This window comes from Segeticoccus rhizosphaerae (assembly GCF_005222685.1).
Taxonomy (GTDB): domain Bacteria; phylum Actinomycetota; class Actinomycetes; order Actinomycetales; family Dermatophilaceae; genus Segeticoccus; species Segeticoccus rhizosphaerae.
This window is the reverse complement of sequence record NZ_SWMA01000003.1, coordinates 134,740-147,070: the sequence shown is the minus strand read 5'-3', so window position 1 is coordinate 147,070 and position 12,331 is coordinate 134,740. Positions and strand designations below refer to the sequence as shown.

At 71.8% G+C, this 12,331-nt stretch carries 9 protein-coding genes; all 9 read right to left on the bottom strand.

Annotation, left to right across the window (positions count from 1 at the left end; translation table 11 throughout):
* Positions 1–95 precede the first annotated feature (95 nt).
* On the bottom strand, positions 96–1,394 hold the full coding sequence (gene ftsZ / locus FCN22_RS03530; protein WP_137120140.1) for a cell division protein FtsZ: 1,299 nt from the start codon (positions 1,392–1,394) through the stop codon (positions 96–98).
* Between the two features lie 180 nt (positions 1,395–1,574).
* Positions 1,575–2,369, bottom strand: a complete 795-nt coding sequence (locus tag FCN22_RS03525; RefSeq protein ID WP_137120139.1) for a cell division protein FtsQ/DivIB — start codon at positions 2,367–2,369, stop codon at positions 1,575–1,577.
* Positions 2,360–3,871 (bottom strand): UDP-N-acetylmuramate--L-alanine ligase, encoded by a 1,512-nt coding sequence (gene murC / locus FCN22_RS03520; protein WP_137120138.1) that lies wholly within the window; start codon positions 3,869–3,871, stop codon positions 2,360–2,362. The genes FCN22_RS03525 and murC overlap by 10 nt, the downstream gene beginning before the upstream one ends.
* Complete coding sequence (gene murG / locus FCN22_RS03515; protein ID WP_238384491.1) at positions 3,868–4,989, bottom strand: undecaprenyldiphospho-muramoylpentapeptide beta-N-acetylglucosaminyltransferase; 1,122 nt, start codon at positions 4,987–4,989, stop codon at positions 3,868–3,870. The genes murC and murG overlap by 4 nt, the downstream gene beginning before the upstream one ends.
* Positions 4,986–6,251, bottom strand: a complete 1,266-nt coding sequence (ftsW, locus tag FCN22_RS03510; protein ID WP_238384490.1) for a putative lipid II flippase FtsW — start codon at positions 6,249–6,251, stop codon at positions 4,986–4,988. Before ftsW ends, murG begins: the two co-directional genes overlap by 4 nt.
* Positions 6,248–7,762, bottom strand: coding sequence for a UDP-N-acetylmuramoyl-L-alanine--D-glutamate ligase (gene murD / locus FCN22_RS03505; protein WP_137120137.1), 1,515 nt, complete (start codon positions 7,760–7,762; stop codon positions 6,248–6,250). Before murD ends, ftsW begins: the two co-directional genes overlap by 4 nt.
* A complete protein-coding gene (gene mraY, locus FCN22_RS03500) occupies positions 7,759–8,841 on the bottom strand; it encodes a phospho-N-acetylmuramoyl-pentapeptide-transferase (protein WP_137120136.1) in 1,083 nt (360 codons plus the stop codon). The genes murD and mraY overlap by 4 nt, the downstream gene beginning before the upstream one ends.
* The gene (locus FCN22_RS03495; RefSeq protein WP_137120135.1) at positions 8,838–10,262 is read right to left on the bottom strand and encodes a UDP-N-acetylmuramoyl-tripeptide--D-alanyl-D-alanine ligase; all 1,425 of its coding nucleotides are present in this window, start codon (positions 10,260–10,262) and stop codon (positions 8,838–8,840) included. The genes mraY and FCN22_RS03495 overlap by 4 nt, the downstream gene beginning before the upstream one ends.
* Positions 10,259–12,013, bottom strand: a complete 1,755-nt coding sequence (locus FCN22_RS03490) for a peptidoglycan D,D-transpeptidase FtsI family protein (RefSeq protein WP_137120278.1) — start codon at positions 12,011–12,013, stop codon at positions 10,259–10,261. The genes FCN22_RS03495 and FCN22_RS03490 overlap by 4 nt, the downstream gene beginning before the upstream one ends.
* Positions 12,014–12,331: the final 318 nt, after the last annotated feature.

Here is a 12,331-nt window from a genome sequence, read left to right as displayed (position 1 = left end):
CCTACGACACCCGCCCTCGCGCGGATCTTCGTGGCGTGCCGGTCACACCGAGCGACCGAAGCGCCACGAAGATCGGCGAGCGGCGAGGGTGAGGCCTACTTCAGGAAGTCCGGGACGTCCAGGTCGTCGCTGTCGTCGAAGGTGACCGAGCGCGGCGGACGCGCGACGTCGCCGCCCTGCTCCTGCTGGCTCTGGTGACCCTGCTGGCCCTGCTGGGGAGCGGGTCGACCCTGCACCGGCTGCTGGGGCGGGCGTGCCTGCTGCCCCTGCTGCTGCCCCTGCTGCCCTTGGGCGGGGGCCTGCTGACGCTGCGGCTGCGGGCCGCCCTGCTGCTGGGGCGTCTGCTGGCCGCCCTGCTGCCGGGGCTGTCCAGCCGGGGCCTGCCGCTGGCTCTGCGGAGGACCCTGGACCTGGCCGAGGGCCCGGTCGTCTCCGCGCCGCGTCGGCGAGCCCCCGTCGAACCCGGCCGCGATCACGGTGACCCGCACCTCGTCGCCGAGGGCGTCGTCGATGACCGCGCCGAAGATGATGTTGGCCTCGGGGTGGGCGGCCTCCTGGACCAACCGCGCCGCCTCGTTGATCTCGAACAGGCCGAGGTCGGAACCTCCCTGCACGGACAGCAGAACGCCGTGCGCGCCGTCGATGCTCGCCTCGAGCAGGGGCGAGGAGATGGCCAGCTCCGCGGCCTGGACCGCCCGGTCCTCGCCGCGCGCGGAGCCGATGCCCATGAGGGCGGAGCCCGCTCCCTGCATGACCGACTTGACGTCGGCGAAGTCGAGGTTGATCAGGCCGGGAGTGGTGATCAGGTCGGTGATGCCCTGGACACCGGACAGCAGCACCTGGTCGGCGCTGCGGAAGGCGTCGAGCATGCTGACCGCGCGGTCGCTGATCGACAGCAGCCGGTCGTTGGGGATGACGATCAGGGTGTCGACCTCCTCGCGGAGGTCGGTGATGCCCGACTCGGCCTGGTTGGCCCGGCGGCGTCCCTCGAAGGTGAACGGTCGCGTGACGACACCGATGGTCAGCGCGCCGAGCGACTTGGCGATCTTGGCCACGACCGGTGCGCCACCGGTGCCGGTGCCGCCGCCCTCACCCGCGGTGACGAAGACCATGTCGGCGCCCTTGAGGACCTCCTCGATCTCCTCCGCGTGGTCCTCGGCGGCCTTCTTGCCCACCTCGGGGTCGGCGCCTGCGCCCAGCCCGCGGGTGAGCTCCCGGCCGACGTCGAGCTTGACGTCGGCGTCGCTCATCAGCAGCGCCTGTGCGTCGGTGTTGATGGCGATGAACTCGACGCCCTTGAGTCCGACCTCGATCATCCGGTTGATCGCGTTGACACCGCCTCCGCCGATGCCGACGACCTTGATAACGGCCAAGTAGTTCTGCGGTGCTGCCACGTCGGGGGCCTCTCCTGGATGACGGTATGGATCACGGTGGTGCGCAGATCGAACGGGGTACAACGACACGTCGGGACCGGGCCGGAGCGCGTGTCCTGCGAGCGAGTGTAGGTGGCATGCTACGGCACCCTCCCCACCCCCGCGCTACTCTCAACGTGCAGTCGAGGCTGAGTTCGTTTGTCACGGCGTTCGGACGACTGGTGAGTCGGGCGCACTGACGTCGATCGTCCCGCCGCGCTTCCGGACGCCTGGCTGGTCGAGCAGGCCGCGCAGCACCTGCAACTTCGCCTGCGCGTCGCCCCCCGAGCCCCATCGGACGGTGATTCCCGCAACCCGGAACGACACGTCTTCCGGCAGGTTCAGGGTCAGGTCGCTCACCCGGTTCGCCAGCGGCTCCGGCAGGGCGGCCACCAGGCTGACCGCGGCCGACCGCCCCTGCTGGGTCACCCGCCCGCTCGACGGGGCCGCGGCTCCGCCCGCCCCTTCGTCGGTGTGCACGGTGACGACCGGCAGTCCCTTGGGGGCCTTCGGCACGGTGGCGTAGGCCACGCCGGACGCGTCCACAACCTCTAGTTGACCTTGAAGGTTTCTCAGCACCAGGACGGGGACGCGGCGGTCCGCACGGATCACCACCGTGGACGGCCAGGAACGGCTGACCCGGACGTCACCCAGACCACCGCCGGCCAGCACCCGTCGACGCACCGCGCCCGTGTCGACCCGCAGCAGCGGCCGCCCGAGCGGCACCGAGGCGCGCTCGCGCACCGCGGCCACCGAGTCCGGCGGCACGCCCTCGACCCTGACCTGCCGAGCGGACAGCACCGGACTGAACAGCAGCAACCACACCACCAGTGCCGCGAGCAGCACGGCGGCGGTCCCGCACAGGGTCGTCCGACGCGACGACGCACGCACCCGCGAGGCCCGCGCCGCCATCCGAGCGTGCATCCCCTCGGGCGCCCGGCCACGACTCAGGCGCACGACGACGACCCGGCCGACGGGGCCGGCCCCTCGGGTGCGCCCGGCGGTGCGGCGGGGTCTGCGAGGACCCCTTCGGCGGACAGGAGTCGCAGCAACTGCGGACCGACCGCGGTGACGTCACCGGCACCCACGGTCAGGACCAGGTCGCCCGGGCGCACCAGCCCGTGCACCGCGGCCGCGACTTCCGGCCGGTCCGGGAGATAGTGCACCTCGGCTCCGGTGACCCGGTCGGCAACCAGCGCCCCCGTGACTCCGGGCACCGGGTCCTCCCTCGCCCGGTAGACGTCGAGGACCACCACCACGTCCGCGGGGGAGAGTGCCGCGGCCAGTTCCGCGGCGAAGTCGCGGGTGCGGGAGTAGAGATGCGGTTGGAAGACCAGGACCAGTCGCCCTGGGCCGGTCAGACCGCGCCCGGTCCGGACGGCCGCGGCCACCTTGCCGGGGTTGTGCGCATAGTCGTCGACGACGCGCACTCCCGCCGCCTCACCGCGCGGTTCGAAGCGACGGCTCGTGCCGGGGAACGCGGCCAGGCCCTCCAGCACGAGGTCGGGGTGGGCGCCCAGCCCCCTCGTGGCCGCGGTGTAGGCCCCGGCCGCGTCGAGCACGTTGTGGGCACCCGGCAGCCGCAGGCCCAGCCGGCGTGGGGGCTGACCGTCCTGCAGCACCGTTGCGCCCCAGTCGAATCCGGCACCACCGAGTCCGGTGAGCCGCACGTCGGCGTCGGAGGCGACGCCGTAGGTGACGACCCGCACCCCGTCGGCGCGGGCCCGCTCGGCGAGGCCGCGGGCGCCCTCGTCGTCGGCACAGGTGACCAGGAGCCCTCCCGGTGCGATCGTCGCGACGAACTCGTCGTAGGCGCGCGTGACCCGCTCGAACGTGCCGTAGAAGTCGAGGTGGTCTGGCATGAGGTTGGTGACGACCGCGACCTCGGGGTGGTAGACGAGGAAGGACGAGTCGCTCTCGTCTGCCTCGACCACGAAGACGTCGCCGCCACCGAGGCCGGCTCCCACGTCGTGGCCGACGGGCGGTGCGCCGATGGCGAAGGAGGGATCGAGCCCGGCGGTGCGCAGTGCCGCCGCCAGCATGGCACTGGTCGTCGTCTTGCCGTTGGCACCGGCCACTGCCGCCACCCGGTTGCCGGGCAGCAGGGTGGCGAGACCCTGAGCCCGGTGCAGGACCCGCAGGCCACGCTCACGCGCAGCCGCCAGCTCGGGGTTGTCGTCACGGATCGCCGAGGAGACGACGACCACCGCACCGTCGGGAAGCGCGCTGACCGTGGCGGCGGAGTGCCCCACCGTCACGGAGGCACCCGCCGCGCGCAGGACCTCCAGCACCGGTGAGTCGTTCTGGTCCGAACCGCTCACCGCCACGCCCCGCTCGAGCATGAGCCGCGCCACGGCCGACATTCCGGCGCCACCGATCGCGATGAAGTGCGCCCGCCGCAGCTCTGCGGCCGCCGGCACCGGGGCGGCGAAGTCGAACCGCCGGTTCCAGCGGGTCATGCCCGGTCCCCGCCGACCTCGCCGTCCGCTGCGGCGAGCAGGACCAGGTCGGCCAGCCGCTCGTCCGCGTCGCGGTGCCCCTGACCGGCCGCCGCTTTGCCCATGGCCTCGAGCCGGACGCGGTCCTGCAGCAGGGGCCGCAGCTCGGCGGTGATCCACTCCGGGGTGAACGCCGAGTCGTCGACCAGCAGCCCACCGCCCGCTGCCACGACGTCGGCGGCGTTGAGCCGCTGCTCGCCGTTGCCGACCGGCAGCGGCACGTAGACGGCAGGCAGGCCGACCGCGGTGAGCTCGCACACGGTGCCCGCCCCCGAGCGGGCCACCACCAGGTCCGCGACGGCGTAGGCCAGGTCCATCCGGTCGGCATACTCCCGCACCACGTAGCGGGGCCCGCCGGGCGCGGTCACCGGCTCGAACCCCTTGCCCAGGCCGGACAGGTGCAGGACCTGCACCCCGGCCCGCCCCAACCCGGTGGCCCGTTCCGCGAACGAGGTGTTGAGCCGCTGTGCGCCGAGCGATCCGCCGGTGACCAGCAGGGTCGGGTGGCGGTCCTGAAGCCCGAAGTGCTCGAGCGCCTCGCCGCGCAGTGCCGCTCGGTCCAGCGTCGCGATCTCGCGGCGCAACGGCATACCGACGGTGGTGGCGTGCGGCAGCGCGGTCGAGGGGAAGGTGGTGGCGACGTGCCGGGTCATGCGAGCGCCGAGCCGGTTGGCCAGACCCGGCCGGGCGTTCTGCTCGTGGACCACGATGGGCGTGCGCCGGCCGCGAGCGGCCAGGTAGGCCGGGGTCGAGACGTAGCCGCCGAACCCCACCACCACGTCGGCGTGGACCTCGTCGAGCACGGCCCGTGCGGCCCGGTGGGCGCCACGCAGGGACTGCGGCAGCCGCACCAGGGCGCCGCCCGGCCGCCGTGGGAAGGCGACCTTGGGGATCTCCCGCAGGTCGTAGCCGCGGGCAGGCACGAGCCGCTGCTCCAGCCCGTCGGCAGTGCCGAGGACCGTCACCGCAGTCTCGGGCAGCCGGCGGCGGAGGCAGTCGGCCAGGGCGAGCAACGGTGACACGTGTCCCGCCGAGCCGCCACCGGCGAGCACCACCGAGCGCAGGGGCCCAGCGCTCACGAGTCGTCACCTCGGCGCGCCAGGACGGCGAGCGACCGGCGGACCAGGCTGGGGCGGGCGGCGAGGGCCTCGCGGGCGCCGGGTTCGTTGCGCGCGAAGGAGATCAACAGTCCCAGCGCGATCATCGTTGCCACCAGAGCGGACCCGCCGCTGGAGACGAGTGGCAAGGGCACCCCGATCACCGGCAGCAGCCCGATCACGGAGCCGATGTTGATGATCGCCTGGACGAGGATCCACACCATGATGCCGCCGGTGGCCACCCGGACGAAGAAGTCCTCGGTGCGAAGCACGAGGCGGTAGCAGGCGAAGGCGATCACCGCGAAGAGGCCGATGACGATGAGCGTGCCGGGCAGTCCGAGCTCCTCACCGATGATCGCGAAGATGAAGTCGTTGTGCGCCTCGGGGAGCCACTGCCACTTCTCCCGGCTCGCGCCAAGGCCGACACCCCACCAGCCGCCGTCGGCGAGTGCGTACTTGCCGTGCACCGTCTGGAAGCACTGGGTCACGTCGTTGCACCCACCCAGCCAGTCCGACACCCGGGACATGCGGTTGCCACTGGTCACCACGAGCGCGGTCGCCAGGGCCCCGACGGCGACCCCGGAGAAGACGAACAACCGCGCCGGCACGCCCGCAGCGAACAACATGCCACCGAGGATGGCGAGCAGCACCAGCCCCGTGCCCAGGTCGTGGCCGAGCAGGACCAAGCCGATCAGGACGACGCCGGCGGGAAGCACGAGGGGCACCAACGCGTGGAAGAAGCGCCCCAGCGAGCGTCGCTTCTTGACCAGGACGGTGGCACCGAACAGGACGAGGGCCAGCTTGCCGAACTCCGACGGCTGGAGCCGTTGCCCACCCAGCTCGATCCAGTTGCGGTTGCCGAGCACGCTGACCCCGAGCGGGCTGAACACGAGGGCCTGCAGGCCGATCGTCCCCAAGAACAGCCAGGGCGAAGCCCACCGCCAGAAGGAGAGGGGGACCCTGCTGACGACGGCCGCAGCGACCAGCCCGAGCAGGCAGAAGCGCAGCTGGCCGAGGAAGGTGGTGTAGGACGACCCGCTCTGCTGGTAGGACTGCACGCTGGACGCCGAGAGCACCATCACCAGCCCGATCGACACCAGCAGCGCGGAGGCGCCGAGCAGCAGGTAGTAGGTCGCCACCGGCGACTCGAGCCGCTCCAGCATGGCGCTCGGGCGGTGCCAGCCGGTCTCCCGCTCCTCGGACGCGCTGGCCACGGGCACCCGGCCCCGCGTCGAGGTCGTCACGAGCCCGCCTCTCCGGACGCCCGGCGGCGGACGGCCAGGGCGAACGCGTCTCCCCTGGCCCCGTAGTCGCTGAACATGTCCCAGGAGGCCCCGGCCGGGGCGAGGAGCACCACGTCGCCGGGCTGCGCGAGCCGACGCGCCTGCTCCACCACCACATCCATGGCCCCAGTGTCGGTGCTGTCCACCTCGGCCACCGGGACCTCGGGGGCGTGTCGGGCGAGAGCGTCGGCGATCACGGCCCGGTCCTGACCGAGGAGCACGACACCGCGCAGCCGCTCCACGGCCCCGCGGACGAGGTCGTCGACGGTCGCGCCCTTGAGCTGGCCCCCGGCGACCCAGACCACGTGCTCGAACGCCGCGATCGCCGCGGCCGCGGCCTGGGGATTAGTGGCCTTGGAGTCGTCGACGTAGCGCACGCCGTCGACGGTCGCGACCTCGGCGATACGGTGGGCGGCCGGGCGGTAGGCGCGCAACCCGTCGCGCACCGCGACCGGCGGGACCCCGTGGGCGCGGGCCAGGGCTGCCGCGGCCAGTGCATCGGCGACGTAGTGCGGCGCCACCGTCGGCGACTCTCCCTGCAGGTCTGCCAGGGTGGCCAGCTCGGCGGCCGAGGTGCGCCGCTCCTCGACGAACGCCCGGTCGGCGAGGACGTCGTCGACCAGCCCGACCATCGAGGGCTCCGGTGTGCCGAGGGTGAACCCGATCGCCCGACATCCCTCGACGACGTCGGCCTCCATCACCAGCCGCTCGGTCGTCGGGTCCTGCACGTTGTAGACGCAGGCCACCTCGGTGTTCTGGTAGACCATGCCCTTGGCCTGCACGTAGGCCTCGAGGGAACCGTGCCAGTCGAGGTGGTCCACCCCCACGTTGAGGCAGGCCGAGGCACGCGGGCGCAGCGACGGCGACCGGACCAGCTGGAAGGTGGACAGCTCGACGACGAGGACGTCCAGCGGCTGCGTGTCGAGCATCACCTCGACGACGGGCGTGCCGATGTTGCCGCAGGCGCGCGCCCGGAGCCCGGCGGCACGCAGGATCGCCTCCAGCATGCCGACCGTGGTGGTCTTGCCGTTGGTGCCCGTGACCGTCAGCCAGGGCGCCGCACCGTGCTCGGGCCGCATCCGCCACGCCAGCTCCACCTCGCTCCACACCGGTGTGCCGTGCTGCGCCGCCGCGGCCAGCAACGGAGCCGTCGGTGGCCAGCCGGGTGAGGTGATCACGACGTCCACCTCGGACCAGAACGCGGCGGCAGTCCGCGGATCGGCCGAGCAGGCAGCATCGCTGAGCTCGGCCGCGGCGGTCGGTCCGAGGCGCACGTCCACGTCCAGGAGCTGCAGGAGCCGTCGCGACTCCTGCAGCTGGTCGCTCTCGCCGGAGTCGACGGCCACCACGCGACACCCCAGCTCGCTGGCGGCGTCCGCGGCCGCGAAGCCGCTGCGCCCGAGGCCGGTCACCAGCACCCGCAGCCCCTGCCACGGGCCGCCCCGGTGGGTCAGCCGGGTCAGCCTCGTCATCCGATCCCCACCACCCACTCCGCATAGAACAGCCCCAGCCCCAGCGCGACGAAGAGGCCGGCGATGATCCAGAAGCGGATCACGATCGTCACCTCGGCCCACCCGACCAGCTCGAAATGGTGCTGCAGCGGCGCCATCCGGAACACGCGTTTGCCCGTCATCTTGAACGACCCGACCTGGATGATGACCGACAGCGTGATCAGGACGAACAGGCCACCCAGGATCACCATGAGCAGCTCGGTGCGGGTGAGGATGGCCAGACCGGCAAGGGCCCCGCCCAGGGCGAGGGAGCCGGTGTCACCCATGAAGATCTTGGCCGGCGACGCGTTCCACCACAGGAACCCGAAACAGGCGCCCATGAGGCATCCGGCGACCAGGGCGAGGTCGTGCGGGTCACGCACCTCGTAGCACTTGACGCTCGGGTTGGTCTGGCAGTTCTGGTTGAACTGCCAGATGGCGATCAGCACGTATGACGCGAAGACCATCGTGCTCGCACCGGTCGCCAGGCCGTCGAGGCCGTCGGTGAGGTTCACCCCGTTGCTCGTACCCGCGATCATCACGTTGGCCCAGATCACGAAGAGCACCAGTCCGACGGCCGTCCCCGCGAAGGCCAGGTTGATGTTGGTGTCCCGCACGGTGGAGATGTAGGTGCTCGCCGGCGTCCGGTAGCTCTGGTTGGGGAACTGCAGGGCCAGGACCGCGAAAACCACTGCGACGAGGGTCTGGCCGATCAGCTTCTGTCCCGAGCGCAGGCCGAGGCTGCGTTGACGCGAGATCTTGATGTAGTCGTCGAGGAAGCCGACGAGTCCCAGGCCGGCCATCAGGAAGAGCACGAGCAGGCCACTGACGGTGACGTCGGTGACCGTCGCCGCGTGCGCCACGGCATACGCGAGCAGTGCCGCCCCGATGATCACCGCGCCGCCCATCGTCGGTGTGCCGCGCTTGGTGTGGTGGGACGTGGGACCGTCGTCGCGGATGAACTGGCCGTAGCCGCGGCGGACGAGGAACTTGATGTAGAGCGGGGTGCCGAAGAGCGAGACGACGAGGGAGACCAACGCCGCGATGAGGACCGCCTTCACGACCCCGCCACCTGCCCCTTCGCGTTTCCGGCATCCTGGCCGTCCGGGTCGTCGTCGACGAGCCGGTCGCCGAGCCAGCGCAGTCCCGCGTCTCGGCTGGACTTGAGCAGCACGACGTCGCCGGCGGTCAGCTCCTGCCGCAGCAGCGCCTCGGCAGCCTCGACGTCCGGCACCCAGGTCGACTCGTTGCCCCACGAACCCTCGTGCCGGGCGGCGGTGTCGATCGGCTTGGCACCCTCCCCCACCGCGACCAGCCGAGAGATGTTGAGCCGGACCGCGACTCGACCCAGCGCGTCGTGCTCGGCAATGGACTCGTCGCCCAGCTCGAGCATCTCGCCCAGCACCGCCCAGGTCCGGCGACCGTGACCCATGGCCGCCAGTGCCTTGAGCGCGGCGCGCATCGAGTCGGGGTTGGCGTTGTAGGCGTCGTTGACCACCGTCACGCCGTCGGCCCGCTCGTGGACCTCCATCCGCCAGCGGCTGCCCGGTCGGGCAGAGGACAGCGCGGCGGCCACGTCGTCCGGTGCCAGGCCCAGCTCGAGCGCCACGGCAGCCACGGCGAGCGCGTTGCTGACCTGGTGCTCACCGTGCAGCTGCAGTCCGACCCGAGCCTCGCCCTGTGGGGTCTTCAGGGTGAAGGACGCGCGACCCGCCGCATCGAGCTCGATGTCGTCAGCGCGCACGGTCGCGTCGGGCGAGGTGCCCACGAACACCACCCTCGCCGAGGTCTTCGCCGCCATCGCCGCGACCACGGGGTCGTCGGCGTTGAGGACCGCCACGCCGTCGGCGGGCAGGGCCTGCACCAGCTCCGCCTTGGCCGTCGCGATGTTCTCCCGCGAGCCGAACTCGCCGACGTGGGCGGAGCCCACGTTGAGCACGATGCCGAGCCGCGGGGGCGCGATCCAGGTCAGGTAGGCGATGTGCCCGATGCCCGAGGCGCCCATCTCCGCGACCAGGTAGCGGGTCGAGGCGGTGAGGCGGCACACCGTCAGCGGCACCCCGACCTCGGAGTTGAGCGACCCGACCGGCGCCACGGTCTCCCCGTGGGGCGCCAGCACGCCGGCCAGCAGGTCCTTGGTGCTGGTCTTGCCGGACGAGCCGGTGATCCCCACGATGGTGAGGTCCGGCACGCGGTCGGCCACGCCGCGGGCCAGTCGCGCGAAGGCCTCCTGGACGTCCGGCACGACGACACAGGGCAGCTCGGGCACCACCCTGCTGGTCAGCGCGGCCACGGCACCGGCGGCGCGTGCGGCGCCGGTGAACTGGTGACCGTCGGCGTGCTCACCCACCCGGGCGACATACAGACTGCCCGTCTGCGCCTCCCGGGAGTCGGTGACCACGGGCCCGTCGACGAGGACGTCGTCACCGTGCAGCTCGCCACCGGTGAGCGCGGCGATCTCGCGCAGCTGCAGAGGGATCACTCGTTCTTCCCTTTCGCCCGTGCCTGCTCGGCGGGGGTCTTGAAGGTGAGGGGGATGTGGGACGGATTGGTGCCCGTCGGCGGGATCTTGTAGGCCTGCAGAGCGTAGGTCATCACCTTGGAGAACACCGGCGCGGCGACGACGCCACCGTAGATGCTCGACTTGGGGTTCTGGAGCGTGACCGAGACGATGAGCTGGGGGTTGTCGGCGGGAGCGAAACCGATGAACGAGGCGGTGTAGCCGTTGTAGCCGCCGGTCGCCGCGTCGTAGCGGCTCGCGGTGCCGGTCTTGCCCGCCACGCGGTAGCCCTTCACCTCGGCCGCCGGAGCCGTGCCGTGCTTGCCCACGACGCCCTCGAGCATGTGGGTGACCTGCTGGGCAGTCGCCTCGGAGACCACTCGAGTGCCCTTCGCGCGGGGGTTCTGGTTGAACTGCCCGTTGCTCTCCGTGCCGGCGATGAGACGAGGCGGCACCCGCACCCCGCCGTTGGCGATGGTCTGGAACACCCCGGCGTCCTGGATGGCGTTCACCGACATGCCCTGACCGTAGAGGATGGTGAAGCGCTGGGCGTCGTCCCAGTCCTGCGGTCTTGCGAGCAGGCCCCGCGACTCCCCCGGGAAGCCAACGCCGGTGTGGCTGCCGATCCCGAACTTGCGCAGGTAGTCGTACATCGTCTGCTTGCTCAGCTTCTCGCCGACCAGGATGGCGCCCATGTTGCTGGAGTGGGCCAGCACGCCGGCGAAGGTGAGGTGAAGCCTGCCGTGCTTCTCGGCGTCCCGGAACTCGCGGTCGGCCCGCTGGAGCACGCTGGGCACGGTCACGTGCGTGCGCGGAGTGGCCACCCCCTCCTCGATCGCTGCGGCGGCGGTCATCACCTTCGCCGTGGAACCCGGTTCGAAGACCTCGGAGAAGGCCCGGTTGCCCAGGAAGCCCTGGGCCTGCCCGATGTGGTTGGGGTCGAACGAGGGGTAGGAGGCCACGGCGAGCAGGTCGCCCTTGGGATTGCTCACCACGACGGTCCCGGACTCGGACCGGCTCTTGATGACCTCCTGGGCCAGGGTGTTCTGGGCCATGAACTGCAGGTCACTGTTGATCGTGAGCCGGACGTTCTGGCCAGGGACGGCCGGCACGTCGGTGTGCTCGCCGGTCGCGATGACCGAACCGTCACCCGAGCGTTCGTAGGTCATCTCCCCGGGGGTGCCGGTGAGCTTCTTGTCGAGCATCTGCTCGACGCCACCGCCAGCCTTGCCGTCGTTGCCCACCCACCCGACGAGGGAGGCTGCCACGTCGTTCGTCGGGTAGTCGCGCTGGGTGGTCCGTTCGCTGAAGATGCCTGGTATGCCGAGTGCGGCCACCTTGTGCCAGGTCAGCGGCGAGACGTTCTTGACCAGGTAGGTGAAGCGAGTCCCCGGGTTGGCCCGCAGGCGGATCGCGATGTTCCTCGCCGACTTGTGGAGCAACGGCGCAAGGTCCTTCGCGGCCCCGGAGATGCCCACCTCGGTCCGCGTCCCGTCGACGACCTTGGTGTACTGCGCGACCGCGGTCGGGTCTGCGGTGATGTCCCGACGCTCCTCGCTGCTGGCCAGCACCACGCCGTCCGCGTCGGTGATGTCTCCTCTCAGCGCGGGGATCGACTCCTTCTGCAGCCGCTGCCCGAGCGCCGCCTCGGCCATCGTCTTGGCGTCGATCGCCTGCAGACGCAGCAACTGGGCAGCGAACAGGCTGAAGACGATCAGCACGGCGAGCAGCATGAACCGCATCCGGCGGTGCGGATAGCCGAGCCCGACGCGGGCCTTGCGCCCAGGCCGACGCGGCGGCGGGGTCGCCCGCGCGTGGGTGGTCCTCGGCGCCGAACGGCTCTTCGAGCCGGACGTGGCCCGACCGGACGCGCCGTTTCGAGCAGCCGCCTTGCCGGTCGAGCCCTTGGCCGGCTTGCCGGTTGACCTGGCCGACGGCCCCGTCGGTCTGCCTGCCCCACTGCTCGCACGGCGGCGGTTCGACGACGGCTTCGACCGGAGGTCACCGGAGCGCGGCCTGCGCCCCGTAGGGGTGGGTCCACTGCTCCGCCC

Excerpts from the sequence above, each read along its gene's own strand:
- murC (WP_137120138.1), bottom strand. The coding sequence starts at position 3,871 with ATGACCCGCTGGAACCGGCGGTTCGACTTCGCCGCCCCGGTGCCGGCG.
- murD (WP_137120137.1), bottom strand. The coding sequence starts at position 7,762 with ATGACGAGGCTGACCCGGCTGACCCACCGGGGCGGCCCGTGGCAGGGG.
- FCN22_RS03490 (WP_137120278.1), bottom strand. The coding sequence starts at position 12,013 with ATGCTGCTCGCCGTGCTGATCGTCTTCAGCCTGTTCGCTGCCCAGTTG.